The following is a 26799-nucleotide window of genomic DNA, read 5'->3' as shown; positions in this document are numbered from 1 at the left end:
TTAAAGCAGCGCGGACCGGCAACGAATAGACCGGGAACGTGCACAGGGAGAATCATGAATTTGCTTGTGAGTCACAAAGCGCAGATTGCGGGTGACATCTACCTGTTCGAGGTGCGCGACGCCAACGGCGCCGCGCTGCCCGAGTTCACGCCGGGTGCGCATGTGGAGGTGACTGGCCCGACGGGTCTCGTGCGCAAATATTCGCTGTGCAGTGCGCCCGGAGAAACAGGTTATTACCGTTTCGCCGTGAAGAAAGAACATCACGGTCAGGGCGGTTCGCGAGCGATGATCGAAGGCGTGCATACGGGTGATCGACTGGATGTGTCGACGCCGCGCAATGATTTTCCGCTGGAAGCGTCGGCGGAGAGATTCCTGTTCATTGCGGGCGGCATTGGAATCACGCCGATCTACGCGATGATGCAGCACCTCGACGCGCGTGGCGTTCCTTACGACCTGTACTACTTCGCGCGTACGGCGTCGGTGACCGCATTTCTGAATGAAGTCAATGCGCCGCGCGAGCATTCCAACATCACGGTTTATCACGACGAAGGCGATCCGAGCCGCGCGTTCGATGTCGCCGGATTGCTCGCGGCGCGCGAGCCCGGCACGCATATCTACTGCTGCGGCCCACGTCCGCTGATGGACGCAGTGCGCGAGGCCGCGGCGAACTGGCCACGCGGCACGGTTCATTTCGAGGACTTCGGCTCCGCGAAGGTCGTTGAAGAATCGAACGAGAACCGGCCGTTCCGGTGTCATCTGGCGAAAAGTGGCGTCACGCTCGACATCCCGGCGGACAAGTCCATCGTGCAGGTCATGCGCGAACACGGTTTCGATGTGCCGACCTCATGCGAAACCGGCTCCTGCGCGACATGCAAGACCGCGTTGATCGCGGGCGTCGCGGATCACCGCGATCTCGCGCTGTTCGACGACGAACAGGACACCTTCATCATTCCTTGCGTGTCGCGCGCGAAAACGCAGGAGATCACGATAGATCGCTGACGCGGCGGGATGAGTCGAAGCCGCGCGGTCAACACCGCTGCACTCAATCAGGAGAGGCCGTATATATGGATACCACGCTTGATGAACTTCGTGAAACGATTGCCACGTCGTGCCGGCTCCTGGCTCATCTGGGCCTGGTGCGCGAAACTACGGGCCACGTCAGTGCGCGAATCGAAGGCGAACGCATGCTGATCCGCTGTCGCGGCAAGAGCGAAGCGGGCCTGATCCGCACGCAGGCTGAAGCGGTCCACGCGTGCCGTTTCGACGGTTCCGAACTCGAACATGCGGATGCCTACGAGACGCCCACCGAACTGCCGATTCATGGCGAGTTGTATAAGGCGCGGCCCGAGGTCAACGCGGTCGTGCATGCTCACCCCCGCGCGTCGATGCTTTGCACGATCCTCGGCCTCGAACTGCAACCGATCTTCGGCGCCTACGACCCCAACTCGATGTACCTCGCGGCCGAAGGTGTGCCGATGTTCCCCCGCGCAATGCTTGTGCGCGACGCGGCGACCGGTCAGCAACTCGTCAAGTCGATGCAGAACAAGTCGGTCTGCCTGATGTATGGCCACGGCGTGGCGACAGTGGGCGCGTCGGTGGAAGAAGCGACGATCAAGGCGATCCAGCTCGAAACACTGGCGAGCATCACGCTCGAATGCGCAAAGGCCGGCAAGCCCCCCATGCTGCTCGGCGAAGAGGATCAGATGTACTTCAAACGTCTGCGCGAAGCACAGAACGCCAAGCTCTCGGCGCACAACAAAGACGTGTTCAAGTGGACGTGGCGTCACTATGTGAGCGTGCTTGAAGACCATGAGCGTCGCGCCTAGCCGTATGGTTTCATGCGGTTGCGCGGCGGCGCAGCCACCTTTCACTTCAGCGTCGCGGAGGTTCGGATGGATGGCATCGATCTGGAAGTCATTTTTCAGTCCACATTGCAGATTGCACGTGAGCTGACCATGAACATGCTGCGCACCGGCTATTCGACCGTGATCAAGGAAAGCCAGGATTTCACCTTTGCGATTTTCGACCGCCATGCGCGAATGGTGGCGCAGGGCATTCCCCAGCCGGCGCATATCGGCCCGATAGCCGCGCAAACGCGCGAAATCCATCGGGCTTTTCGCGGCAAGATGGCGCCGGGCGATGCATTCATCGTCAATCATCCGTACCGTGCGTGTCAGAACCATGCAACCGACGTCACGATCGTCTCGCCAGTGTTCTTCGAAGGAGAACTGGTCGCGTATATCGGCAACACGGCGCATAAGCCGGACATCGGCGGCAAAGTGCCGGGCACCAATAGTCCCGACGCGACTGAGGTTTTCCAGGAAGGTCTGCTGATTCCGCCGGTCAAGCTGTACAACGAGGGCGAGTTGAACGCGGCGCTGTACGAACTGATCTGCGCGAACACGCGCACGCCAGAAATGACCTGGGGCGACATCAACGCGCAGGTGCAGACCAACGTTTATGGCATCCGCAAGTTCGGTGAACTCTTCGAGAAGTACGGCACGAAATCGGTGCTCACGTGCTGGACGCGCTGGATGGACATCTGCGAAAAAGAACTGACTGCGCAGATCAAACAGCTCAAGCCCGGCACGTACGGTCCGGTTGTCGACTATCTCGACGACGACGGCATCGACCGCGAGAAGTCGTATCGTATTTCGCTGTCGCTCGAAGTTGCTGGCGACCGGCTCAAGTTCACGCTCGACAGCGATTCGCAAGCGCGCGGTCCGATCAATCTGCGACCATGCGTGTCGCGCAACGTGATCGAGTGCTGGGTGAAGATGGCTTTCGCGCCGCATCTGCCCGTCAACGACGGCATGTCGCGGCCGATCGACGTCGCGTATCCGCCGGAAGGGTCGCTGCTCAATCCGCGCTTTCCAGCGCCGGTCAATATGTATGTGCGTGCGAGTCAGTTGATTAGCACGCTGGTCGCGCGTGTGCTCGGCGAGGTGGCGCCCGACCGCATTCCGGCACCCGGCAGCGGCGCGAGCGGCGGCTTGACCGGTTCGGGCCTCAATCCCCGCACCGGCCGATGGTTTTCGATTCACGAGATCTACAACGGTGGCGGTGGTGCAAGGCCGCATGGCGATGGCGTCAGCGTTCAGGATGAGCTCGTGCTGAACGTGATGAACACGCCGGTCGAAGCGGTCGAAACAGAGTTTCCGTTGCGCATTCGCCGTTACGCGCTGATTCAGGATTCCGCCGGCGCCGGTTTGCATCGCGGCGGTCTTGGCGCGATGCGCGAATGGGAGGTGCTGAGCGACGAAGTGACCTTCAATCTGCGCGCGGATCGCTTCAAGCATGCGTCGCCGGGTTCGCTCGGCGCGTTGCCGGCGCGGGCGTCGAGTGCGGTCCTCAATCGCGGCAAGCCGGATGAGCGTGCGCTGCCGTCCAAAGTGGCTGGGCTGCGCCTGCACGCCGGAGACGTTCTCGCGTGGGGACTCGCGGGCGGCGGCGGCCGTGGCGATCCCTTTGAGCGCGACTCCGAAGCAGTGCGACTGGACGTGTTGCGCGGCTATGTGTCGATCGAGGCGGCTCGCACGCTATACGGCGTCGCGATTCACCCGGAAGACGGCAGCGTCGACGTTGAAGCAACCGCGCACTTGCGCGGCAGCAAGACGCGTTCCGCTACGCACTGACACCCGCACACCAGAAAACACGTCAAAACCCTAATTGCGTCCGTTATCAGAAAAGAGGTGGCTATGAAACTGCGGATCGGCATCGATGTCGGCGGTACATTCACCGATGTGACGGCATTCGACGAAGACCTCGGCGACGTCACGGTAATCCGCAAGTATCTGTCGAACCGGGCAGAGCCGATGCTCGTGATGGACACGATCATGAAGGACCTGCAGACGGAGTTCGGCAAGGACGCGGTATCCCTGATCCTGCACGGCTCGACGGCGGCACTCAACACCTTGCTCGAAGACAATGGCGTGCGCGTCGGGTTGCTGACGACCGCGGGATTTCGCGATGTATATGAAATGGGGCGTCAATGGCGCGGCGGCGATGTGTTCAACCTCTATGCGCCCGCGCCGAAAATGCTGCTGTCGCGCGATCGCATTCACGAAGTGCGCGAGCGCCTCGCGTTCGACGGAACCGTGATCGAGCCGTTGCAACGCGACGACGTGGTCGCCGCGGTAGAGAAATTGCAGGCGCAACAGGTGGAGGCGATCGCTGTGGCGCTGCTATTTGCATACGCAAACGCAGGGCACGAGCAGGAAATTGCGAGAATCATCGAAGAAGTCGCGCCCGGCATGTACGTGTCGCTGTCGAGCGAGGTCAACCCAGAATGGCGCGAATATGAGCGCACGGCATCGACCGTCGCGAATGCGTATATCGGGCCGCCGGCCGCACGTTATCTGAAGGATCTGGAGACGCTTTCGCTCGGCTATTTTCCGGGCGCGCGCGTGCTCATGATGAAATCGGACGGCGGCGCCGCGAGTTCGCGAATGCTCTCGCGCACGCCGATCCAGACGGTGATGTCTGGTCCGGTAGCCGGGACGATCGGCAGCCGCTACCTCGGCTCGGCCAAAGGTGTCGCCAACCTGATTACGTTCGACGTGGGCGGCACCAGCACGGATATGGCCGTGGTTCCGGGCCAGTTGCTGCATAAGTCGGAGGTGTCCGTGGGACGCCATCCGATCCGCACGCACGCGGTCGATATCGATACCGTTGGCGCGGGCGGCGGCAGTCTCGCATCGATCCAGCTCGGCGGCGTATTGAAGGTGGGACCGGAAAGCGCGGGCTCGAATCCCGGACCGGCCTGTTATATGCGCGGCGGCACGCATCCGACGCTCACCGACGCGCTGGTCGTGCTCGGCCATCTGAATCAGCATGCGTTGCTCGAAGGGAAAATGGCGATCTCGCGCGATGCGTCCTACCAGGCGGTCGAAGAGCACGTCGCGCGACCGCTCGGCATGAGCATGCACGAGGCGGCGTGGGGAATTCTGCGGGTGTTGACGACGAACGTCGTGATCGCGATGCGCACGATCAGCGTCGAGCGCGGCTACGATCCGCGCGAGTTTGCGCTGGTGCCGTTCGGCGGCATGGGGCCGACGACAGCCGCGAGAATCGCAGCCGAACTGGGCATCAACCGGATTCTGATCCCGCGCGATCCCGGCACGTTCAGCGCATACGGGATGCTGGTGAGCGACGTGCAGCAGGAGCGCAGCCTGACGCGCATCACGCGAATGGAATCGACCAGTTGCGACGAGCTCAATGCGTTCTATCGCGACATGGAAGCGATCGTACTGAACGACCTCGTCAACGAAAATATTCCGCGCGAGCATCTGACCACCGTGCGCCATGCAGGTATGCGATACGCCGGCCAGTCGTATGAGGTCGATGTGACGGTGCCCGCGCTGAACGGCCCGCAAGACCTCGAGACGTTGCAGCAGCGCTTTCATGAAGCGCATCACCGCCGCTACGGACACATGGCGCAGCAACAACTGGTCGAGATCGTCAACTTCCAGGTGACGGGCGTCGGGCAGATTCCGAAGCCGGCGATGAAAACCTTCGAAATCGCGCAAAACGTCACGCCGGCCCCGTTCGAAACGCGCGATGCGTGGTTCGGTCCGCAAGCGCCAGTTCCGACACCGGTCTATCGCCGCAACGATCTGTATCCGGGCACGCGGCTCATCGGTCCATTGATCGTCGAGGAACGCACGTCGACGACGGTGGTTTATCCGGGCCAGCACGTAGAAGTCGATACGTTCTGCAACATGCTGGTGACGGAGATCGGAGCATGACCGTACCCGCGAAAAGGGGTTACTCCTGACTTGACTTGCTACTGATCCGGCATAATCTTAGGTATCTTATTTTAAATTTACCAGCGAGCGAATGGTGGAGACGACCTCGGTACGTGCCGGCGACGAGACCGGCTTGCGGGATTATCCGTTGCTGATCGACGGGCAGCTTGGCGCGGGCGTGCGCGGCGAATGGGCGGTCTCGCTGGATCCCGCCGACGAAACGCCAATTGGCCGTAGCGCAATTGCCGACGCTGACGACGTGGAACGCGCGGTCAGTGCAGCCGAGCGCGCGCAACCCTCGTGGGCCGCGCTCGACGTGAGCGATCGGGCCGAGCGGCTACGTGAGCTGGCCCGCCGCCTGATGCAACGCCGCGACGAGATTTTGCAACTCGAAGTGCGCGACACCGGTAACACCATTGGCAAGATGCGCGGCGATCTGGCGGGCGCGGTGCATCTGCTCGAGTACTACGCGAGCATTGCGTGCGAAATCAAGGGCGAGACGCTGCCATTTTCGAAAGAGCGCCTGCATCTGTCGATGCGCGAGCCGTTCGGTGTGGTCGCGCGCATCGTGCCGTTCAACCATCCGATCTATTTCGAAGTAGCAGCGCTCGCGGGACCGCTGATGGCGGGTAACGCCGCGTTGATCAAGCCACCGGAACAGAGCCCGTTGTCGTCCGCGATACTCGGCGAAGTGTGTGCCGATGTATTGCCCGCCGGCATCGTCAATATTCTGCCGGGTCCGGGGCAGATCACCGGCGACGCGATCGTGCGCCATCCGCGTGTGCGGCGCATCGCGTTCACCGGATCGGTGGGCACGGGCATGATGATTCAGCGCCGCGCGGCGGAAGTGTGCGTCAAGCAGGTTTCACTCGAACTGGGCGGCAAGAATCCGATGATCGTGTTTCCCGACGTCGATCCTGATGTGGCGGCGAATGCCGCGATCGCCGGAATGAATTTCGCGTGGCAGGGTCAGTCATGCGGCTCGACGAGCCGCCTGCTCCTGCACGAGTCGATTCATGACGCCGTAGTGGAACGTGTTGTTGCGGCAGTCTCGTCGCTCAAACTCGGCGACCCGCTTGACGAAACCTCCCAAATGGGGCCGATCAATTCGGAGCGTCATTATCGGCGCGTGCTCGAATACATCGACATCGCGAAATCCGACGGCGCGCACCTGGCGACAGGCGGCAAACGGCCGCCGGGTGAATCCTTCGGGCGCGGTTATTGGGTCGAGCCGACCGTCTTTACCGGCGTGACGCGGGACATGCGCATCGCGCGTGAGGAAGTATTCGGTCCGGTGCTCTCGGTGCTGAAATGGCGCTCGCCTGATGAAGCGTTGGCGCTCGCGAACGCGACCGAATACGGTCTGGCCGCGGCACTCTGGTCGAACGATCTGAATGCGGCCTTGAAGATTGCGATGAAGCTCGATTGCGGCTATGTCTGGGTGAACGGCGGCGGTGGCCATTACACGGGCATGCCGTTCGGCGGAACTAAAAACAGCGGCGTGGGGCGTGAGGAGTGTATGGACGAATTGCTCAGCTATACCAGGCAAAAGTCCCTTCACGTCACATTGCGCTAATTGGTCCAATATTTACGTGTTCCGACGGCGCCCATGAGCACAACATCGCGATTCGATTACATCATCATCGGTGCGGGCTCGGCTGGTTGCGCGCTCGCCGCGCGCCTGACCGAGGCGGGCGATACCAATGTTTTGCTGATTGAAGCGGGCGGATGGGATCGCAGCGCGTGGATTCACATTCCACTTGGCTGGGGGCGTTTGCACGGCTCGCCGCGTTTCGATTGGGGTTTGCACAGCGAGCCGGAAGCACGACTCGACAGTAGACGTATTGAGTGCGCGCGGGGCAAGGTGATTGGTGGCTGTTCGTCGGTGAACGCGATGGCTTACGTGCGCGGCCATGCAGGCGACTATGATCGATGGGCCTCGTACGGCTTGCCTGGCTGGTCCTATCAGGACGTGCTGCCGTATTTCCGCAGGCAGGAGCATTGGGAGGCCGGAGCGTCGGAGTTTCGTGGAGGCGTCGGGCCCGTCGCGACATGCACGTCGCAATATCCTGATCCGTTAGTGGACGCATGGATGCGCGCGGCGCACGAAGCCGGCCTGCCGGCCACGCCGGACTATAACGGCCATACGCAGGAAGGGGTAGGCCGCCTGCAATTGACCTTGGCTAACGGTCGCCGTTCGAGCGCGGCTTCCGCGTATCTGCGACCCGTGCTCAATCGCAGCAATCTGCGTGTGATGACGCGCGCCGCGGTGCAGACGCTGCTATTCAGCGGCGACCGCGTGACTGGCGCGCGAGTCGTGGTGGACGGCGAGGCGCAGAACGTCGAAGCCGATCGCGAAGTCATTCTCTGCGCCGGGACGATTCATTCGCCGCATCTTCTGATGCTGTCCGGCATCGGCGACCCCGCGCAGCTCGAACGTCATGGCGTCCCCATCAAGGCCGACGTGCCGGGCGTCGGGCGCAATCTGCAAGACCATCTGTGGGCAAGCGTTGAATTCTCACGAAGCGTACCGGGGATCTTTCAACGTGAGATGCGCCTGGACCGAGTGGCGCGCGGGATCGCCCAGGCGCTTCTGTTCCGCAACGGCTTCTGGACGGACCTGCCGAGCGGCTGGACCGGCTTCCTGAAGACCGACAATGCTTTGGCACTCCCCGACATCCAGTTGCTGTTTCGTGCCTTGCCACCGGGCGCGGGTCCGTGGTTTGCACCGTTTCGCTGCCCCGTAGCTGATGGCTTCGCGTGCCGCGCGGTGCTGCTGCGTCCTCGCAGTCGCGGTCGGATCGAACTCGCGTCGGCAGACCCGCGTACTGCGCCAAAAATTCACTTCAATTTCCTCGAAGACGAACGCGACGCGCGTACGCTGCGCGCTGGCATGCGGCTGATCCGCGAAGTCGCTAGCCAGGCCGCGCTGCAACCGTTCATCGGCAACGAGACGCTGCCGGGCGCCGATCAGACATCCGACGCAGCGCTCGATGCGCATATGCGGCGCACATCGGCCACTTCGCATCACCCGGCGGGCACTTGCCGGATGGGCACCGCCGACGACCCACTCGCCGTTGTCGACGCATCGTTGCGCGTCCGCAATGTGCGCGGCTTGCGGGTGGTGGATGCGTCGGTGATGCCGGACATCGTCGGCGGCAACATCAATGCCGCGGTGCTGATGATCGCGGAGAAGGCGGCGGAGATGATCGCCAGCCGATCCAGCGAGTCGTCCGCGCTGCGCGCATCGGCGACACATCCAACGTCTCAGCAGCAGGACGCGGATGTGCGGGCTATGGTGAACGTTACGCCGAAGCCCGACACCGCATTCACGCATCACACAAGTCGATCCGCAAGCGATTCAAGGAGACAGTTATGAGCGAGCAAACACAGATGGCGGGCCTCGTGACGACACGGCCACTATCCGACGCATTGGGAGCCGAGGTGCAGGGTATCGATTTGCGCGATCTCTCGCCCGAGCAGAATCAGAAGATTCTCGACGCGTGGCATGAGAACTTGGTCGTGCTGATCCGCAACCAGACGTTATCCGAAGAGGACCAGGTGCGCTTCGGCAGGCTGTTCGGAGGTGGCGCGCTGTCATCAGGCCATATTCCGGCTCTCGAACGTGTCGAGGGACTCGTCTACGTGACAAATGTGAAGCAGCCGGATCGTCCGGACGGCATTCTTCCCGACGGCGAGATGCAGTTCCATTCCGACCAGTGCTATCGCGATCACCCGTCAAAAGGCACGATGCTGTATGCCATCGAGATTCCGAGCGAAGGCGGCAATACGCTATTCGCCAACACGTACAAGGCGTATGAAACCTTGCCGGACGACGTGAAGCAAAAAATTAAAGGTCTCAGGGCGCTGAACGTGTACGACTACGGGCTGAATCCGACCCGACGCGGACAGCCGAATGCGGAAGCACCCAGCCACGTTCATCCCGTGGTGCGCACTCATCCTGTCACACGGCGCAAATCGCTGTTCGTCAATCGCTTGATGACTGCACGTATTGAAGGCATGCCGGAAGGAGAAAGCGATGCGATGCTCGAGTATCTGTTTGTTCATCAGGAGCAGCAACAATTCATCTACTCGCATCGCTGGCAAGTCGGCGACGTGCTCATCTGGGATAACCGCTGCGCTTTGCACGCACGCACGGACTTCGATCCCAAACAGCGTCGCGTAATGCGGCGCATCACGTTGCCGGCGGAAGCGGTCGAATGACCGGAACGTAATACGCGCCACACGCTGCGGAGGACGTTCATGTCGTTGATCGCGAAGCTCGAAGCCCGGGCTGCGTCGAACCGGCCGATACGTGTCGGCTTGATCGGCGCGGGCAAATTCGGCTCGATGTATCTGTCGCAAGTGCGCACGACACCTGGCGTACATCTGCTCGGGATTGCCGATCTGTCGCCGCAGCGCGCGCGCGATTCGCTGCAACGGGTAGGCTGGTGCGCGTCCGCCTATGCTGCGACGGATTGGCGTGACGCCCTCGACACAGGATCGACGTTCGTTACCGACGACGCGTCCGCGCTCATTGCCTGCGGGGCAGTCGACGTCGTTATCGAAGCGACCGGTCATCCGGCTGCCGGCGTGCGTCACGCGTTGCTGTGCTGCGAGCACCGCAAACATGTGGTGATGGTCAACGTCGAAGCAGACGTGCTCGCGGGTCCGCTGCTGGCGCGCCGCGCTCAGGAGGCGGGTGTTGTCTATTCGATGGCATCGGGCGATCAACCGGCGCTGATTGCGGAACTGGTCGACTGGGCGCGCACCTGTGGCTTCGAAATCGTTTGCGCGGGCAAAGGCACCCGCTATTTGCCGGCTTATCGACAGTCGACGCCGGATACCGTCTGGCGCCACTACGGCTTTACCGACGAGCAGGTGCAAAGCGGAGATTTCAACGCGCAGATGTTCAATTCATTCGTGGACGGCACGAAATCGGCACTTGAAATGGCGGCTGTTGCGAACGCCTGCGCACTCACGCCCGCCACCGATGGACTCGCGTTTCTCGCCTGCGGCGCCGACGATCTTCCGGCACTGTTGAAACCGGTCGACGCCGGTGGTGTGCTGGAGCGGAGCGGCACCGTTGAAGTCGTGTCATCGCTCGAACGCGATGGACGCCCGGTGTTTCGCGATTTGCGCTGGGGCGTGTACGTGGTCATCGAAGCAATGAGCCGCTACGTACGCGAATGCTTCGCGCAATACGGCTTGAGAACGGACGCAAGTGGCCGCTTCGCGGCCATGTACAAACCCTATCACCTGATTGGCCTCGAACTGGGCACGTCGGTGGCGAGCGTGGCGTTGCGCGGCGAAGCAACGGGATCGACCGGCGGCTTCCGGGCCGATGCGGTGGCCACAAGCAAACGCGCGTTGCGCGCGGGCGAGCGCCTCGACGGTGAAGGTGGCTATACCGTGTACGGCAAGCTGATGCCCGCCACGGATTCGCTGGCGATCGGCGCGCTGCCGATCGGTGTCGCGCACGGAATGGAACTGGTCCGCGACATCGCCGCGGGCACGGTGGTGCGATGGCAAGACATGCGCTATGACGCCAAACGCCAGGACGTATGTGTGCGGCGCGAAATGGAAGCGATGTTTGCCGTGGGCGAGGAGAGCTTCACGAAACTAACGAACAAGGAGACATAGCGATGTCGACGGTCACACAATCATGGTTGGTCACGATCATGGCAACAACGCTGATGACGGTTTCGGCAGCGCCGACGTGGGCGCAGGGCTCGGACGCTGCCTCCAGCGCGGCCACGAAAGCCGAGCGCAAGGCGCAACGTAAGGCAGACCGAAAAGCTGCCCATGCGAAGAACAAAGCTGAATTGCGGACGCTCGAAAAGAACGGTTATAAGCCGAATCAGGTGGGATCCACTTATCCGTCGAATCTGCAGGACGCGCAGAAGAAAGCGGGTATCGGACAGGCGGCGAGCCAGTGAGGGCGCAAGGCGCGTCAAGTGCGCGTCACGGAGGCCACACCATGTATCCCATCGACATTGATCCGCAATCGGGCTGCCGGTTGCCGCTACCCGATCGCGCGAGCCTCGACACGGAAGCGCAAGCTATTTTCGATGCGCACGTGAAGCCCGGGGCGCATTCGATACGTGGCCTGCGCGGGCCGGGCGGTCTGCAATTGCACAGTCCGGAACTCGCCAAGCGCAACCGTCCGCTGTTGCGCTATTTGCGCTTTGAAGCGGCATTTTCACCGCGCGTACGTGAGGTCGCGATACTCACCACAGCGCGTTGTTGCGACAGTCAGTTCGAGTGGGCCGTCCATGAAGCGGCCGCGCTCAGCGCGGGCGTACCGGAAGACACCATCGACGCGATTCGGCGCGATCGGCGCCTCGCCGCGCTCGATCAAACCGACGCGCTTGTCATTACGTTGGGCCGGGAAATATTTCGCGCGCATCGCGTGAGTTCGCGCACTTACGAACGGGCGCTCAAGACGTTCGGCAAGCGCTCGCTGATCGATCTGGTGGCGTTGATGGGTAACTACTCGACGATCGCGGCGCTACTGGCCACTTTCGATATGCAGCTCGATCCGGGTGTCGAGCCGCCATTAGTCACCAACTAGCGGTGTCATTTCATTTAGTGGCAATGTGAAGCGGGCGCCAGACGGCAGCACCCGCCGTCATCGCTTCTAGAGCATCTCCAGAACGCGCTCGAAGGCCTCGGCGTGCTCCGGTGAAAAAAGCCGGATGAGATCGCGCGCATAGGGTGAATACCGTGCCTGAGTGCGCCCGAGCATGCTGGTGAAGCCGTCGTTGTAATGATACTTGTCCTGTTCCAGCGGCAGATGAATCTGCTCGTTCATCGCTGCGTCGCGCACCGTGCCCAACGGGTCCTCGCCGCGCGTGACCTTGGCCTGTTCACGATGCACCATGCGCCTGAGGATCGCCACGCCCTGGTCGGTCGAGCCGAGATTTTCCTTTGTGCGATCGGCGATCGGACCTTGCGTGATCCACGCCATGATGTCCTGCGAATCGATCATGTCGAGCAGATAGTCGCCACGCCGGTCGACATAGGGCACCTCATAGACCGGCACGCGTTCGCGCAGATGCGCTGGAATTTCGGTGCCTGCAGGCGGCACGAACGTGGTGTACCAGAGGTGCAAAGTATGCGAGTCGTCCATCGGCGTACGAATCTGGAACGACATGCGGCTGCCCGCTTTCTTCGACGCATAGCCTACTGCCAGCATGTTCGGAAACACGAGTGGATGGCCGACCTGCCAGTCGTCGCAATCTTCGCTTTGACCTTCGAGCAGACGCCGCTTGATGATCCCATGCTCGAACTCGGTAAAGCCGATACGGACGTGCTTCTTGGTAATTGCGACGCGCACACCTTCTTTCTCTTTCAGGTTCTCGTACAGATGACCATGCAGCCATTCCGTATGAACCTGATCGACCGAGTTCTCCATGATCTGCAGCCAGTTAGCCGGGATCACCGCACGTCCGATCATGCGTACCGCCGGTTCGATCACGAAACCATCGAAGCGCGGCAGCAGCGGGCGCGGCTCCGGTCCCATGTACGCGAATAGCATGCCGCCGAGTTCTTCGACTGCATACGCCGGCGTTTTGACGCGTTCCTTGAAGCACGTTTCCGCCGACTCGTTAGGCTGGTCGATACAGTTTCCTTGCGCGTCGAAGTGCCAGCCGTGATACGGGCAGCGAATGCCGTCCTCGGTAGGAATGCCGTATGCGAGCGACGCACGCCGGTGTGGACAGTGTTCCGCAATCAAGCCGAAACGGCCTTGACGGTCCTTGAATAACACGAGGTCTTCGCCGAGCAACCGTACGCGACGCGCGCTGCGGCCGTCGGAGAATTCGTCGACACCGGCAATGGGATGCCAGTAGCGGCGCATCAGTTCGCCGCCGGGCGTTCCTGCACCAACGCGCGTAAGCAGCTGGTTCTGTTCTGCTGTCAGCATGAGTTCACCTCCGGGAGAGATCAGTGACAATCCGTCGTGCGTATCAGCTGACTCATCACGCAGCGCCGCACACGGAAGAAGCGGTCAAACAGGTTGATTTATATTAGCTATCTATGTTTATTGCGTCAACGTCAAACCGTTCGAAAAACTAACTATCGCGTGGGGAAATGAGCGCGATGGCGGCGCGCAGCGGCAGTTCACTTCGCCGGACGTGCGGCGGCGAGTCTCGACAGGCTCACACATGCCGCGAGCGCGGAGAAGCCGGCCCCCGCCGCGAGGGCGACACTGGCTTCGTGCTGTGGAACGACCTCGAATGCAAACGCGACAAGCGCGGCACCGATTGTCTGACCCAGTGTGCGTGCCGTACCGATCATTCCGCTGGCGCCGCCGGTTCGCCCGCGCGGTGCGGCGGCCAGAATCGCGCGATTGTTGGGTGACTGGAAGAGGCCAAAGCCGAGACCGCACAATGCCATCCGCCAGGCGATGGTGATGGCCGGAGGATCGGCGGGCAGCCACGCAAGTAGTGCAAGCCCGGTTGCGAGCGCTGCGAGGCCGATGCCGCCAAGAACACCGGCTGGGTAGCGGTCGGAAAGAACGCCGGATATGGGCGCCATGCATAGCACGGCGAGCGGCCAGGGCGTCAAGAGAAGGCCGACATGTGCAGGGGTGTATCCAAAGGTCCGTTGCAGCAAGAATGGCAAAGAGACGAATGCGAGCATCTGCGCAATGAATGAGCAGATCGAAGTGGCGACGGAGAGCGCAAAGACCGGATCGCGCAGCAGATCGACCGGAAGGAGAGGTGTCTCGCGACCGAGCTGACGCTTGACGAACGCGTATCCGACGCAGACCGTGCAGCACAAATAAAGCATGACGGTCAGCGCGTTGCCGCCGTGCCCAAAGGCATCGACAGCCAGTACCAGCGAGCCGATCGTGAGTACGTTGAGCAAAGCGCTGATCACATCGTAGCGGTTGCGATGCGTGAGACTGCTCGGCAGCGCGACGAATCCGAGCAGGAGCGCCGCGATACCAAGCGGCACGTTGACGGCAAAAAGCCATGGCCATGACGCGATCGACAGGATCGACGCGGCTACGGTAGGTCCGGCCACCGACGCGGTGGCGATCACCGAGGCGTTGATGCTGACACCGCGGCCGAGCAGGCGGGAGGGATAGAGCGTTTTCACCAACGCCGTATTCACGCTCGCAATGCCGGCTGCACCGAACCCCTGCGCGACACGCGACAAAGTCAACTCGACGAGCGTATGCGAAAGCGCGCACGTGAGCGACGCGAGCGTGAACACAGTGATGCCGGTCAGATAGACAGCACGATAGCCGATGCGGTCCCCGAGCGAGGAGAACGGCAGTAGCGAAATGGCGATAGCGATCTGATAGCCGTTGATGATCCAGATTGAGGCGGAGGGGGACGCATGCAGGTCTTGCGCGATGGTCGGCAGCGCCACATTGGCAATAACCGTGTCCAAAGCGCCTAACGCGGTGCTCAGCGTGACGACCAGAATGCCCCAATAGAGTTGCGGAGCGCATACGCCGTCTTGCAGCACGTTCGCCGTGCCGTCCCGTGCCGCCGTATCGGCGATGGACGTCTTCCCGATAGATGCTTTCACGTCACGCCTGATCCGGAATGCCGGCGCGCGGCTCTGCAGGAGATGAAGATTGGGACCGGTGCGCACGCGCGAAGCGCCGGTCTTCAGGCGGTTTTATTATATCCCTAAGTATTTGTTGGGCGCATGCGATTTCCGGCGATTCCTGCAACCGCATCGCCCGTCATGGGCATCACACGATCTTGCGCGAAGGCGGCATGAGGCGGTTCGCTTCGAGTTCGTCTTCTTCGAGATTGCGCACCATGGTTTGCAACGCCTTGCGCACGATGGCGAGGTCCTTGTCGGCAATGCCTCGAACGGCGACTTCATGCAAATCTTCGGCGAGCGGAATGAGTTGCTTCTGAAGCGCCTTTCCCGATGGCGTCAGGTAAACGCAGATATTGCGCATGTTGCCAGGCAACTTGCGGCGCGTGATGTATCCGAGCTTCTCCATTTGCTGCAGCGCGTTATAGGCAGTTGGTTCACGCAGTCCTGCAAGCTCGGCGAGGTCGCGCTGAGTCAGGCCTTCCCGCTCCCACAAAATGCGCAAGAAAGGCCAATAACCATACGAAACCGAATGCTCCATCAGGCGAATTTGCAGACCGCGCGCCATGGCGCGCGCCGCGTCCTTGACCAGGTGCCCGAGCCGATCGTTCGGTACGGCGTCGCGCCAGTTGCGCGGCATCGGTAGCGCCGGTTTTTCGTTATGTTGGGTCGCCATCGCAATCCAGGAAGGTTGTTTGTTGATTAAGGATACACGGCAGCCTGCCAACCCGCCAAACGGTTCGCGCACTGCCGCAGGCCTCGGAATCGGCAATTGACAGGGGATGTAGTGCGACGCTACATTATTAGCGATCTAATTCTATTTTCCTGAGGGTATCATGACCAACGAAGAACATCGCCAGTTGATCGGCAGTGTCAACCGCGCGCTCAGTTGGCCGCTGCCGGAAAAGATCCGTTCTATCTCAGCGGATCTGGCGCAGCGCCAGGTGACGCTTCAGTTCGTGCATGACGGTGAGGCAGGCGCGGCTGAAAAGGAAACCATCGCGGGTATTGAGCGCCAGGTGGAACAATCGATGGGGGACTATCGCGTCGACTCGACGCTGATCAGGGTGGACGCCCCTAGACCTTACGCGGAGCAACTGCTGCCCATCGTCGTACTGGCCATGTTCGAACAGGAGGAGTGACGCAACTGGTACGTTCCACCGGCGCCGCCGGTGAGCGGCGCCCGTTGCGAACCGCAGACTGCTTCAGTGAGGCGCGGGCGCCTGCAGATTGAGCCGACGCATGGTAGCAATGTAGCCGTCGACGATCCGGTCAACATCATGGTCGGCTACGAAACCCAAATCTTCTTTCGCGCGGCTTACGTCCAGAATGCAATTCATTGATCCGGTATCGGTACCCGGTCCGATGGATATCTCTGCGTCTGGGAAGCGCCGTTTGACGGCCGCACCAAACTGCTTCAGCGTAAAGCCGGTCCCGGTTGCGATGTTGTACACCGAGTGATTGAGGCGGGGAGCGTCGAGTGCCGCAATAATGCCGCGCGCTACCTCGCCGTTGAATAGTGCGTCGCACACCGCGTCGCCGCCTTTGGGAATCTCAGCCGGCAACCCCGCCATTGGATTTTCCATAATCACGCTGTACCTGCTGTGCGCGCCACCATGACGGGAGATCTTGCCTGGTCCGATCGTCGAGCCAAAGCGCAGCGCGGCGAATTCAACCCCGTGGCGATCGCGAAACCAGCGGCCGAGCAATTCGCCCGCCAGCTTCGAGATACCGTACACGGTAGCGGGTTCGGTGGGCGCAGTCTCCGGCATGGGCCGATAGGTCGGATGGGCGAATTCTCCGCTGATGGGTGAATAAGCGGCTTTGCTGCTCGCCATCACTACGCGTTTGACGCCGTGCTTTCTTGCTGCTTCCAATACGTTGGCAGCGCCGCCAACGTTGAACTGCATACCGAGCGCGGGCGTATTCTCCGTCACGCTCGTGAGGGTTGCGCCGAGATGCGCGATATGCGTGATGCCGTGGGCGCTGATCGCGGCGTCGACGCTGTCGGCAGCGGACGCGTCGCCAGTCAGCAGATCACACGAAGCTGCGATGTCGCTGATCAGTTCAGTGTTACCGCTTCGCGACATCACAACGGGGCGATGCCCGGCTTCCACCAGTGCACGAGTGACAAAGTGACCGATCACCCCGTTGCCGCCGATCACCAGATATCTGGACATAGTGTCTCCTTGCTTGTGGTCGAAGCGCGTTGTTGAGTCTCGAACGCAGCCGCTTGGATGAAACGATTAGCAGTCTAACAAAAGAACATGCTTTGTCAATTGACGCCTGTTTTATCGCATCGCAGCACACTCGCTTGACCCTCTGTGCGTCGTCGCACTTCGCGTTTACGCGGGCGTCCACTCGTCTTGACTTCACTGTACCCCTGGCATAATCTTAGACATCGAATATTAAATGCATAAGAAAGCTCGACACCATGAGACAGGGATCGCATAGGGAAACATGCAATGGTCCATGAGACGGCGATTCACACCGAGGAGGCTCACGTGAACGTTTTCCCGATCTGTTGTTCGGCGTCCCCGATGCTGCTGCAAGTCTGACCTTCACACGAACCGAACAAAGGACCGCGGACATGGGCTTGTTCATTCAATTGCTGTTCAATACGCTGGAAATCGGTTCGGTGTATGTGCTGTTTTCACTTGGACTCACGCTGATCTTCGGCACGATGAAGATCATCAATTTCGCGCACGGTCAGTTCTTTGCCGCTACGGCGTTGCTGATTTCGAGTGCGCTACCGACATTGACGAACGCCTTCGGCTGGCCCGTTTGGGCCGCGTATGTCGCTTCTTTCGTCGGTTCAATCGTTTTCATCGCAGTGCTTTCCATGGCGCTGTACTGGGGCGGTTTCTACAAATTCACGCGCGACCTGCTCGGGTCGTTCACCTTATCGCTGGGCTTCCTGTTCATGGGGCAAGGCATCCTGCTCGCGTTGTTCGGCGGTGCGCCACGCGTCACACCACGGCTTGTATCAGGCGATATCACCGTGCTAGGTGGCGTGGTCAATGCACAGCGATTGCTGATCTTCGGCGTGGCGATTGGAGTCACGCTCGCGCTCAACGCGTTCGTGCAGCGCTCCCGTCTGGGTAATGCGCTGCGCGCCATCTCGGACGATTACGAGGCGGCCATGCTACAAGGCATCCGCTATCGCCGGATTTCGTGCTACGGGTTCGCGCTGGGTTCCATCCTCGCGGCAGTCGCCGGAGGTCTCATCGCTCCGCTGGTCTCGACGACACCGACGATCAGTGACGACTATCTCGTCAAGGCGTTCATCATCATTATCGTCGGCGGCCTGGGCAGTATTCCAGGTGCGATTCTCGCCAGTTTTCTTATCGCGGCCATTGAGAGTTTCGGTGGCTATTACTTTGACCTCACCAGTGCGGCGATCGTGTCGAACATCCTGGTGATCATTTTCCTACTCCTGCGTCCGCGCGGATTCATGGGCCAAGCGGTGAAGATCGTATGAACACGGAAAAAGGAAGCGTGGCACTCACGGGGCAATCGGTCAGGAAGACGCCGCGCGTCGGCCGAGTGTTGGTTGCCGCAATCTTCATCGCGCTACTCGCCTATTCGATCTTTGCGGAAAATCGCTACGGTCAGAGCATGGTGATGTGGATCGCACTGAATTCGCTGGCGGCGGTCTGCTTGCGCTTTGTTCTGCTGATCGGCGAGAAAAACGTTGCAACCGCAGCGTTCATGGGCTTGAGCGCATACGCCACGGCAATCGCCACGGTCAACTTCGGCTGGCCGTTTATCGCGGCGATCCTGCTGGGTAGCGCGGTGGCCGGCGTGACGAGTTGCCTGTTCGGCGTTGTATGCCTGCGCGTCAAAGGCCCTTATTTCATGCTGATAGGCTTCTCCTTCACCGCATTGATGGGGCTGATCTATACGAAGTGGGACTACGTAGGCGGCAATGCGGGCATGGTCGGGATCTATCTGCCGCCCTACATGGAAGGCTGGTTGCCCGCACTGGTGTTGAGTGTGTGCAGCGTATGGATGCTGATTCTCTATCTCTGCGAACGCTCGCCACTCGGCAGGCTGTTTCAGGCGATTCGCGACAACGATTCGATCGTGGCGTCGGTCGGTGTCGATATCATTCGAGTCAAAGTGGTCTGTCTTGTACTTGCTTCGGTGGCGGTCGGTTTCGTCGGTTCGCTGACCGCGTTTACGAATGCGATCATCAGCCCGCCGGACTTCCAGTTCTCCGTCGCGGTGTTCCTGCTCGCGTACATCATGATCGGCGGGCAGAGTCACATCATTGGCACGGTGATCGGCGCGGCAATCCTGACATGTCTCGATCAGGCCTTGCAGGGTCATAGTGAATGGGAAGAGATTGTGTTCGGTGGAGCAATCGCTGCAAGCATGTTGGTCTTGCCCGACGGGTTGCTGGGTGTCTGGCGCTGGATAGTCGAAGGTTCGTTCTGGCGGACTGGATGGCGTTCGTCGCTTCGCGGCTCGGAACAGCGTGTGGGGAGCCGCACGGAGGTGTCAAAGCAATGAGTACACCCGCTACCTCGTCGGCCAACTCATCGGTCAACTCAAGCAGCGAACCGCTGCTCGTCGCAGACGGCATTAGCCGGCAGTATGGCGGCGTCAAGGCGCTGAACAATCTGAGTTTTCAGGTTCGAGAAGGCGAAGTGCTTGGACTGATTGGTCCGAACGGCGCAGGAAAGAGCACGACATTCAACGTGATTAGCGGGCACACGCGAGCTTCGCGCGGCCGCATCTATTTTCGCGGCGAAGATGTGACGAAGCTTCGCGCCACCAAGATCAGCCGTCGCGGTTTCGGTCGTACGTTTCAGCACAGCAGTCTGCTTCGCACGATGAGCGTCTACGACAACATCCTTGTCGGCACGATGCAAAGCCTGCGTGATCACGCGTCACGAAAACGGCGCGTACTCGAGACTGCGGAATTGCTGGGACTAGAGACGCTTCTCGATCAAACAGCCGGCACGCTTCCTCACGGCCGCCAGCGCATGCTGAGCATTGCGATCGCATTTGCCGCACGGCCGGTTCTGCTCGGCCTTGACGAGCCGCTCACCGGATTGAACTCCACCGAAAGCAACTTCGCGATCGACATCATCAAGCGCATTCAGGCCGAGTACGGCACGACGATCATTCTTGTCGATCACAACATGCGTTCGGTGATGGGGATTTCGCACCGGATCATGGTGCTCAACTATGGGCAACTGCTCGCCTCGGGAACACCGGCGGAGATTCGCACCAACCCTGAAGTGATCAAGGCCTATTTGGGAGACGATGCATGAGCAGCGAGTGTCTGGCCGTCGAGGGACTCGAGATCCGCTACGGTAAGGTGTGCGTCGTGTTCGGCGTCGACTTTGCGGTCAAGCATGGCACGCTGACCACCTTGATCGGTTCGAATGGCGCCGGCAAGACGACCATCATGAAAGGCATCACCGGCATGCTGCCGGTTGCGAAAGGGCGAGTGCGCTACTACGGCGAAGACATCACCGGTTTGAAGCCCGATCAGATTACACAGCGTGGCATCGTACTCGTACCGGAAGGCCGAAGACTCTTCCACTCAATGACGGTACTCGAGAACCTGAAGATTGGTGCGTGGCTCAGGACCGACAAGGTGGCCATCAAGCGCACGCTCGATCAGGTGCTCGAGTACTTTCCCGATCTGACGACCAGGCTCAATGCAAAGGCCTCGATGCTGAGCGGCGGCCAGCAACAGATGGTCGCCTTCGGGCGCGCGTTGATGGCAGCACCTCGTCTGTTGATGATGGACGAGCCTTCGGTGGGCCTTGCTCCGGTCATCGTTCAACGCATTCTCAACATCATTCGTTCGGTCAGCGAAGACGGCATCGACGTGCTACTGGTCGAGCAGAACGCGTCGCTGGCGCTTAAGCATTCGGATGAGGCCTACGTCGTGGAAAACGGGTATATCCATCTGCACGGGCGGTCGAAGGCGCTCGCCGACGACGAGAACGTTCGCCGCGCCTACCTGGGACTCTAGTCCGCGCATCCCGCAGTTCTGGAGCCGCATGCGTAAAGCATGTGGCCTTTTGCACTTGCCCATTCGCTCGTGCGGTTGTGCGCTTGCGTATCAGCGTGCAGCTTGCCATATTTTCCGTCGCAAGGGTTCTACCTGGTTGAAAGTGGGACTGTGCGTTATATTGTTAGGTATCTAAGTTGAGTTGGAGTGAAAACGGAAGCGGCCCGGATTGTCAGGGGTGAATGTGGTTTTCCGGCTGCCTCGTGGGAGCAATACGCGAGCGCAGTACATCGGAGTGTTGAATGTCTAACTGGATAATCGGAATCGACACGGGTGGGACGTTTACGGACGTCGCCGCGCTAGAAGTGACAAGCCAGACGCTGCATGTCACGAAGGTTCCGTCGACCCCGGATGACCCTTCGCGCGCGGTGCTCAACGCCCTGACCACGCTAATGGATGAGTTCCCGGCGGTGACACCGGCCGAGATTCGGTTCTTCGCTCATGGCACTACGGTTGCGACCAATGCGCTGCTTGAACACAAAGGGGTGACGGCGGGGCTGCTGATAAACCGTGGCTTTCGGGCCGTATATGAACTGCGCGGTGGATTGCGGCCGGTGGGTGCGGATGCGATCGATACATTCTGGCGCAAGCCTGGCCCACTCGTACGTCAGCGCCATATCGAGGAAATCGACGGACGGATCGCTTTCGACGGCAGCGAACTGGAACCGCTGGACGAACTCGGCGTGCGCGCGGCGGTGCGTCGATTGAGAGAGCGGGGGGTGTCGGCAATTGCTGTGGCGTACCTCTTCTCGTTCATGAACGATGCTCACGAAGCGCGCACGGCGCAGATCATTCGTGAGGAATTTCCTGGGTGCCGCGTGTCGCTGTCGAGCGTCATTCTGCCCGTGATACGCGAATACCAGCGTATGTCGACGACCGTGGTGGACGCTTATGTTGGTCCGGTAATCGAGAACTATCTGCGCCGGCTGTCGACGGGCCTGAAAGAGCTGAATCTTACGACACAGCAACGTTTCATCATGCAGTCGAACGGCGGCCTGATGCGTGTCGACATGGCCGCGAACTATCCAAACCAGACGTTACTGTCCGGCCCGGCGGCGGGGGTGGTATTCAGTGCACAACTCGGCCTGGCCGTGGGTGAGCCGAATGTTGTCACGTTCGATATGGGTGGCACCAGTACGGATATCGCCGTGCTGGTGGGCGGCGAATACCAGGAAAATCGCGACGGCAGCATCAACCACCAGGACGTCGGCACGCCGATGATTCACATCAACACGCTGGGCGCGGGCGGCGGCACAATCGCGCGTATCGGTCCGGACGGATTGCTCAAGGCGGGGCCGCAATCGGCAGGCGCCGCGCCGGGTCCCGCGTGTTACGGCCGCGGCGGCGAGTTGCCCACCGTGACCGATGCCAATCTCGTGCTCGGCTATCTTGAACCGCATGCGCTTGTGGGCGGCAAGGTCAAGCTCGACGCGAACCTTGCGCGCGAAGCGATTCGCAAGCGCATTGCCGAGCCGCTGGGGTTGAGCGTCGAAGAGGCGGCGCTTGGCATCATCGCGATTGTCAATGTGAACACGGAAGTCGATACGCGCCTTGCGTTTGCCGAGCGCGGGCTCGATCACCGGACCTTCGCGCTCGTGGCATTCGGCGGTGCGGGGCCGGTACACGCAGCGCGCGTGGCGCGAAACGTCGGCATTCCACGCGTGATCGTGCCGCCGCATCCCGGCATTAGTTGCGCGATGGGGCTACTGCAAACGGACGTCAAGCATTTCTACCTGCGCAGTCATCCCGCGCCGTTACCAGCGCTCTCCGTGGCCACGATCAATCAGCTGTTCGGCGAGCTCCGCGAACGGGCGCTTGACGAAGCGTACGCGGAAGGTTTCACGTCCGATGAAGTGGAACTGCATTATCAGATGGACTTGCGCTATCCGTATCAGGGCTATGAACTGACGATTCCATGCGTGGCGCCGCCGTTCCTCGATGCAGATAAGGAAACGGTGCGGCGTGCATTCGACGAGGCCCATCTGCGCGTATACGCGATTTCCGCGCCGCACGAAACGCCGGAGGTCGTGAACTTGCGGCTGGTGTCCGTGAGTGCGGTCCCTCATCTGACCTTACCCGATGTGCCGCAAGGAGAGGGCTCCACGGATGCCGCGCGCGTGGGCACGAGGCGCGCCCGCTTTGAGGAGTTCGACGACTATATCGACACGCCGGTGTATCACCGCGAGCGCTTGCGGCGCGGTGATGTGATCGAAGGACCGGCGATCATCGAACAACTCGATTCGACTACGGTGCTGCTGCCGCGACAGAAGGCCGAAGTCGTGCGCTTCGGCACGCTGATCATCACTGTGGAGGTGTGAGGCGATCATGATTGTGAATCCTGTCACGCTCGAAGTTCTGAACAACCGGCTGCGCGAAATCGTGTCGACAATGGAACATCTGCTGTTTCACGGCGGCTACTCGACGATTTTGCGCGAGTCGAAAGACGGCAGCGCGGTGATTACAGACCGCGACGGCTGCGCGGTATTCTCAGGCTCGCAAGTCCACCTGATGCCCTATCAGTTCACGTTGCGCGCCATTCTCGAACAATACCCGCTGGATACGATGCATGAGGGCGACAGCTTCATCGCCAACGATCCGTATCTGGGAGGCTCGTTCCATGCTTCCGATATTGCAATCGTCACACCGATCTTTTTCGACGGCGACGTGCTCGGCTTTGCGGCGAGTATCGCGCACAAAAGCGATATTGGCGGCATGGTGCCCGGTTCTGCATCGGGCGCGTCGCGCGAGTTGTATCACGAAGGCTTTCTGATTCCCGCGGTCCGCTATGCGACGGCAGATGGGCCAATCGAAGACGTCGTTCGATTGTTGATGCGCAATAGCCGGCAACCCGATGCGTTGCGCGGCGATTTGCAGGCACAGGTTGGTTGCACACGCGTCGGTGCGGAGAAGGTGAGGGCGCTGTGTGAGAGTTACGGGGTGGACACGATCCGCGCGGCGTTTCAGGAGTTGCAGGACGTTACCGAAAGACGCGTGAGGCGCGGTCTGCTCGAATGGCCGGACGGAGAATATACAGGTGAAACCCATTTCGAGGCCGATGGTCATCTGTTCAAGGCGCCAGTACGCTTTAACGTCAGAGTGAGAAAAGAAGCCGACACAATCACATTCGACGTGACCGGCAGCAGCCCGCAGGTGGCAAGCCCGCAAAACATTCGTCCGCAATCGCAACTTGCCGCGGCGGCACTCTCGCTCATCACGAGTATGGATCCATCCATTCCGCTTAACTATGGCGCATTGCGGCCGATTCGTCTTGTCAGTAAGCCCGGCCTGGTCACCGAAGCGAGGTTTCCCGCGCCAGTCGGATCGTATTTTGCATCGACTGCCATGCTGTACAGCGCGTGCCTGATGGCACTCGCACGCTTCAATCCCGCACGTGCGGTGGCGACGAGCGGATTTGGCACCTCGGGGCCAGTACTCGGCTTTCGCCAGGCCCGCTCGGGCAGGCCGGCGGTCTCCTATGAACTGATGTCGCCCTCGCTTGGCGGAACGCCGACGCACGATGGCAATCTGGCCGTCAATCCGATGCATCAGTACACGCCGTACACGCCTGTCGAGATCATCGAGACCGAATATCCGGTGCAGGTCGAGCGCATCGAAACAATTGCGGATTCGGCGGGCGCCGGCCAGTTTCGGGGCGGTTTGGGCTATCGAAAACGCTACCGCGTACTGGAAGACTGCACGCTCAACTTCCGTCGCATGCAGGCGGGAGAGCCACAAGGTGCATTTGGTGGACGCAGTCCCCTGCGTCTGCGCTCGTCGATCAATCCGGATACGGACGATGAGAGACCGCTTACGCATTCGGCGGCATTCGAGCTGAAAGCCGGTGAGACATTCCAGTATCAGTCTCAAGGCGGCAGCGGATACGGCGACCCCTATGCACGTGATCCGCAGTCGGTACTGGATGACATACTCGACGGTTACGTGTCGGTGGAAGGTGCGTTGCGGGATTATGGCGTCGTCATCGATCCTGTCACGCATGCGATCGATGCCACGGCGACTGCCGCGCGCCGATCGGTGCGGTGACAAGCGCGACAGCGGCGAGTAGGGCATCAGCCGATAGGGATTCACCTGATTGGCTACGAAACTTAGATGGCTAAACTAAAGTCATTCTCCGGGAAAGGTTGGCGATGTTCGGAGTAGAAGGGCGGAACATCATGAATCTCGAAGAAGTTGTTTCAGGAAGGACGATTTGTCTTTTGATTAAATAGGATACCTATCAAATAAAGATTGATGAGTTTCGGAGAAAAATCAGTGCGCGACGAGCGTGGGTCTTCTGATCTCTGGCTAATGCGCGCTTCATCCTGAGCTGGACTGAATTGAAAGGGTCTCTCATGACCAACAAGAAAATCTGCGTCGCGCTGGCGTTTGGCGCCGTGTCCGGAATAGCTAGCGCGCAATCGTCGGTGACGCTGTACGGCTTGCTCGACGTCGGCATCGAATACAAGAATCAGGTCCCCACGACGACCGGTAACAAGACCAATAGCAGTCAGGTCCAGATGCAGGCGGGCAATCTGCTCGGCGATCGATGGGGCCTGAAAGGGGTCGAAGACCTGGGTGGCGGTCTCAAGGCGATTTTCACCCTTGAATCCGGCTTCCTCATCAACACCGGTCAGTCTTCGCAGGGCGGTCGCGAGTTCGGGCGTACGTCGGTAGTCGGCCTGGACAGCAAAACGTGGGGCACGGTCACCGTGGGCCGGCAAAAGAATCTCGCGTACGAATATCTATGGACGTATGACCCCTTGCAGTTCGCCTTTTATTCGGCGTATCCGATGGATTCGTTCCTCGCCTCGCGAATGGACAACTCGGTGCGTTACACGATCAATCGTGCTGGCTTTACGTTGGGCGGCATGTACAGCACGGGCTTCGATTCAACGATCGTGAACGGCGCGCAGGTCCCCGGCGCAAGCAAGGTCGGGCGTGAATGGGAACTGATGGCCATGTATCAGGGTTCGCTGCCGATTAGCGCCGGTGTCGTGTTCGATCAGCAGCAGGGCACGTCGATTGCCACACAAAGCAATGCGCTGCAGCGCGTGGTGGCCGGTGCGTCCTATAAGTATGGCAGTCTTACAGGCTATCTGGGGTATCGCTGGCTGAATGGGCAGAACGGCGCGTCGGCGCAAAGCTCGAACCTTTACTGGTCGGGTCTGTTCTATCGCTTCACGCCGGCGTTTTCGCTGTCCGCGGGCGGGTACCACATGCAGATCCGCAATTTGCACAACGGCCCGACAAGCGGCGTGATCCTCGCGGACTACTTCGTCTCCAAGACCACGGACTTCTACGCGCAGGTCTCGAAGATCTGGAACACGAAAGGCAGTAACGTTGGCATTGACGGAGCCGGTTTCAACACGTCTTTCGGCGCGTCCCAAACCGGCGGCATGGTTGGCATCCGGCACACGTTCTAGCTGGCCGACACGCCTGCGCGGTGGGGCTACA

At 60.6% G+C, this 26799-nt stretch carries 22 protein-coding genes; 18 read left to right on the top strand and 4 right to left on the bottom strand.

Annotated elements, in window-relative coordinates:
* Positions 1–54: 54 nt before the first annotated feature.
* From P0D73_RS34340 to P0D73_RS34295, 10 genes are all read left to right on the top strand, one after another.
* Entirely contained in the window at positions 55–999 is a 945-nt protein-coding gene (locus P0D73_RS34340) for a PDR/VanB family oxidoreductase (protein ID WP_408318209.1), read from the top strand.
* A gap of 65 nt (positions 1000–1064) precedes the next feature.
* Complete coding sequence (gene phtC, locus P0D73_RS34335) at positions 1065–1826, top strand: 3,4-dihydroxyphthalate decarboxylase (RefSeq protein WP_408318211.1); 762 nt, start codon at positions 1065–1067, stop codon at positions 1824–1826.
* 66 nt (positions 1827–1892) lie between these two features.
* Positions 1893–3635 (top strand): hydantoinase B/oxoprolinase family protein, encoded by a 1743-nt coding sequence (locus tag P0D73_RS34330; protein ID WP_408318213.1) that lies wholly within the window; start codon positions 1893–1895, stop codon positions 3633–3635.
* 63 nt (positions 3636–3698) lie between these two features.
* On the top strand, positions 3699–5747 hold the full coding sequence (locus tag P0D73_RS34325) for a hydantoinase/oxoprolinase family protein (RefSeq protein ID WP_408318215.1): 2049 nt from the start codon (positions 3699–3701) through the stop codon (positions 5745–5747).
* Between the two features lie 91 nt (positions 5748–5838).
* Positions 5839–7323 carry an aldehyde dehydrogenase family protein gene (locus tag P0D73_RS34320; RefSeq protein ID WP_408318217.1) on the top strand — a complete coding sequence of 495 codons (1485 nt, stop codon included), beginning with the start codon at positions 5839–5841 and terminating at the stop codon, positions 7321–7323.
* 33 nt (positions 7324–7356) lie between these two features.
* Positions 7357–9126: a GMC family oxidoreductase gene (locus P0D73_RS34315; RefSeq protein WP_408318219.1), complete on the top strand. Its 1770-nt coding sequence runs from the start codon at positions 7357–7359 to the stop codon at positions 9124–9126.
* Complete coding sequence (locus tag P0D73_RS34310) at positions 9123–9971, top strand: TauD/TfdA dioxygenase family protein (RefSeq protein WP_408434860.1); 849 nt, start codon at positions 9123–9125, stop codon at positions 9969–9971. The genes P0D73_RS34315 and P0D73_RS34310 overlap by 4 nt, the downstream gene beginning before the upstream one ends.
* 39 nt (positions 9972–10010) lie before the next feature.
* Positions 10011–11390 carry an NAD(P)H-dependent oxidoreductase gene (locus P0D73_RS34305; RefSeq protein WP_408318222.1) on the top strand — a complete coding sequence of 460 codons (1380 nt, stop codon included), beginning with the start codon at positions 10011–10013 and terminating at the stop codon, positions 11388–11390.
* A gap of 2 nt (positions 11391–11392) precedes the next feature.
* Entirely contained in the window at positions 11393–11686 is a 294-nt protein-coding gene (locus tag P0D73_RS34300; RefSeq protein WP_408318224.1) for a DUF4148 domain-containing protein, read from the top strand.
* 41 nt (positions 11687–11727) lie between these two features.
* Positions 11728–12321: a carboxymuconolactone decarboxylase family protein gene (locus tag P0D73_RS34295; protein WP_408318226.1), complete on the top strand. Its 594-nt coding sequence runs from the start codon at positions 11728–11730 to the stop codon at positions 12319–12321.
* Positions 12322–12387: 66 nt separating this feature from the next.
* Here P0D73_RS34295 and P0D73_RS34290 read toward each other — a convergent pair whose 3' ends face one another.
* From P0D73_RS34290 to P0D73_RS34280, 3 genes are all read right to left on the bottom strand, one after another.
* A complete protein-coding gene (locus tag P0D73_RS34290; RefSeq protein WP_408318228.1) occupies positions 12388–13674 on the bottom strand; it encodes a Rieske 2Fe-2S domain-containing protein in 1287 nt (428 codons plus the stop codon).
* 197 nt (positions 13675–13871) lie between these two features.
* A complete protein-coding gene (locus tag P0D73_RS34285; RefSeq protein WP_408318230.1) occupies positions 13872–15293 on the bottom strand; it encodes an MFS transporter in 1422 nt (473 codons plus the stop codon).
* Positions 15294–15462: 169 nt separating this feature from the next.
* Positions 15463–16062 carry a MarR family winged helix-turn-helix transcriptional regulator gene (locus P0D73_RS34280; RefSeq protein ID WP_408318232.1) on the bottom strand — a complete coding sequence of 200 codons (600 nt, stop codon included), beginning with the start codon at positions 16060–16062 and terminating at the stop codon, positions 15463–15465.
* An 88-nt stretch (positions 16063–16150) separates the two neighbouring features.
* Between P0D73_RS34280 and P0D73_RS34275 the strand changes: the two genes are divergently transcribed.
* On the top strand, positions 16151–16456 hold the full coding sequence (locus P0D73_RS34275) for a MafI2 family immunity protein (protein WP_408318234.1): 306 nt from the start codon (positions 16151–16153) through the stop codon (positions 16454–16456).
* A gap of 63 nt (positions 16457–16519) precedes the next feature.
* Here the strand turns inward: P0D73_RS34275 and P0D73_RS34270 are convergent, their stop codons facing one another.
* Positions 16520–17494, bottom strand: coding sequence for an NAD-dependent epimerase/dehydratase family protein (locus P0D73_RS34270; RefSeq protein ID WP_408318236.1), 975 nt, complete (start codon positions 17492–17494; stop codon positions 16520–16522).
* A 410-nt stretch (positions 17495–17904) separates the two neighbouring features.
* Between P0D73_RS34270 and P0D73_RS34265 the strand changes: the two genes are divergently transcribed.
* The 7 genes from P0D73_RS34265 (at position 17905) to P0D73_RS34235 (ending at position 26768) form a co-directional block, all read left to right on the top strand.
* Positions 17905–18795 (top strand): branched-chain amino acid ABC transporter permease, encoded by an 891-nt coding sequence (locus tag P0D73_RS34265; protein ID WP_408318238.1) that lies wholly within the window; start codon positions 17905–17907, stop codon positions 18793–18795.
* Positions 18792–19829 (top strand): branched-chain amino acid ABC transporter permease, encoded by a 1038-nt coding sequence (locus tag P0D73_RS34260; RefSeq protein ID WP_408318240.1) that lies wholly within the window; start codon positions 18792–18794, stop codon positions 19827–19829. Before P0D73_RS34265 ends, P0D73_RS34260 begins: the two co-directional genes overlap by 4 nt.
* Positions 19826–20596, top strand: a complete 771-nt coding sequence (locus P0D73_RS34255; RefSeq protein ID WP_408318242.1) for an ABC transporter ATP-binding protein — start codon at positions 19826–19828, stop codon at positions 20594–20596. The genes P0D73_RS34260 and P0D73_RS34255 overlap by 4 nt, the downstream gene beginning before the upstream one ends.
* Positions 20593–21309, top strand: a complete 717-nt coding sequence (locus P0D73_RS34250; RefSeq protein ID WP_408318244.1) for an ABC transporter ATP-binding protein — start codon at positions 20593–20595, stop codon at positions 21307–21309. The genes P0D73_RS34255 and P0D73_RS34250 overlap by 4 nt, the downstream gene beginning before the upstream one ends.
* A gap of 281 nt (positions 21310–21590) precedes the next feature.
* Positions 21591–23666: a hydantoinase/oxoprolinase family protein gene (locus P0D73_RS34245; protein ID WP_408318246.1), complete on the top strand. Its 2076-nt coding sequence runs from the start codon at positions 21591–21593 to the stop codon at positions 23664–23666.
* A gap of 7 nt (positions 23667–23673) precedes the next feature.
* Positions 23674–25389, top strand: a complete 1716-nt coding sequence (locus tag P0D73_RS34240) for a hydantoinase B/oxoprolinase family protein (protein WP_408318248.1) — start codon at positions 23674–23676, stop codon at positions 25387–25389.
* Positions 25390–25697: 308 nt separating this feature from the next.
* Positions 25698–26768, top strand: coding sequence for a porin (locus P0D73_RS34235; protein ID WP_408434858.1), 1071 nt, complete (start codon positions 25698–25700; stop codon positions 26766–26768).
* The last annotated feature ends 31 nt before the right edge of the window (positions 26769–26799 follow it).

The sequence above is a fragment of the Paraburkholderia sp. RL18-101-BIB-B genome (assembly GCF_046026985.1).
In the GTDB taxonomy this organism is placed as follows: domain Bacteria; phylum Pseudomonadota; class Gammaproteobacteria; order Burkholderiales; family Burkholderiaceae; genus Paraburkholderia.
The sequence above is the reverse complement of the archived record's forward strand: the minus strand, read 5'-3'. Positions and strand labels throughout refer to the sequence as shown.

Excerpts from the sequence above, each read along its gene's own strand:
- P0D73_RS34320 (WP_408318217.1), top strand. The coding sequence starts at position 5,839 with ATGGTGGAGACGACCTCGGTACGTGCCGGCGACGAGACCGGCTTGCGG.
- P0D73_RS34240 (WP_408318248.1), top strand. The coding sequence starts at position 23,674 with ATGATTGTGAATCCTGTCACGCTCGAAGTTCTGAACAACCGGCTGCGC.
- P0D73_RS34295 (WP_408318226.1), top strand. The coding sequence starts at position 11,728 with ATGTATCCCATCGACATTGATCCGCAATCGGGCTGCCGGTTGCCGCTA.
- P0D73_RS34270 (WP_408318236.1), bottom strand. The coding sequence starts at position 17,494 with ATGTCCAGATATCTGGTGATCGGCGGCAACGGGGTGATCGGTCACTTT.
- P0D73_RS34260 (WP_408318240.1), top strand. The coding sequence starts at position 18,792 with ATGAACACGGAAAAAGGAAGCGTGGCACTCACGGGGCAATCGGTCAGG.
- P0D73_RS34310 (WP_408434860.1), top strand. The coding sequence starts at position 9,123 with ATGAGCGAGCAAACACAGATGGCGGGCCTCGTGACGACACGGCCACTA.
- P0D73_RS34300 (WP_408318224.1), top strand. The coding sequence starts at position 11,393 with ATGTCGACGGTCACACAATCATGGTTGGTCACGATCATGGCAACAACG.
- P0D73_RS34255 (WP_408318242.1), top strand. The coding sequence starts at position 19,826 with ATGAGTACACCCGCTACCTCGTCGGCCAACTCATCGGTCAACTCAAGC.
- P0D73_RS34305 (WP_408318222.1), top strand. The coding sequence starts at position 10,011 with ATGTCGTTGATCGCGAAGCTCGAAGCCCGGGCTGCGTCGAACCGGCCG.
- phtC (WP_408318211.1), top strand. The coding sequence starts at position 1,065 with ATGGATACCACGCTTGATGAACTTCGTGAAACGATTGCCACGTCGTGC.
- P0D73_RS34340 (WP_408318209.1), top strand. The coding sequence starts at position 55 with ATGAATTTGCTTGTGAGTCACAAAGCGCAGATTGCGGGTGACATCTAC.
- P0D73_RS34290 (WP_408318228.1), bottom strand. The coding sequence starts at position 13,674 with ATGCTGACAGCAGAACAGAACCAGCTGCTTACGCGCGTTGGTGCAGGA.
- P0D73_RS34235 (WP_408434858.1), top strand. The coding sequence starts at position 25,698 with ATGACCAACAAGAAAATCTGCGTCGCGCTGGCGTTTGGCGCCGTGTCC.
- P0D73_RS34330 (WP_408318213.1), top strand. The coding sequence starts at position 1,893 with ATGGATGGCATCGATCTGGAAGTCATTTTTCAGTCCACATTGCAGATT.
- P0D73_RS34250 (WP_408318244.1), top strand. The coding sequence starts at position 20,593 with ATGAGCAGCGAGTGTCTGGCCGTCGAGGGACTCGAGATCCGCTACGGT.
- P0D73_RS34245 (WP_408318246.1), top strand. The coding sequence starts at position 21,591 with ATGTCTAACTGGATAATCGGAATCGACACGGGTGGGACGTTTACGGAC.
- P0D73_RS34325 (WP_408318215.1), top strand. The coding sequence starts at position 3,699 with ATGAAACTGCGGATCGGCATCGATGTCGGCGGTACATTCACCGATGTG.
- P0D73_RS34315 (WP_408318219.1), top strand. The coding sequence starts at position 7,357 with ATGAGCACAACATCGCGATTCGATTACATCATCATCGGTGCGGGCTCG.
- P0D73_RS34275 (WP_408318234.1), top strand. The coding sequence starts at position 16,151 with ATGACCAACGAAGAACATCGCCAGTTGATCGGCAGTGTCAACCGCGCG.
- P0D73_RS34265 (WP_408318238.1), top strand. The coding sequence starts at position 17,905 with ATGGGCTTGTTCATTCAATTGCTGTTCAATACGCTGGAAATCGGTTCG.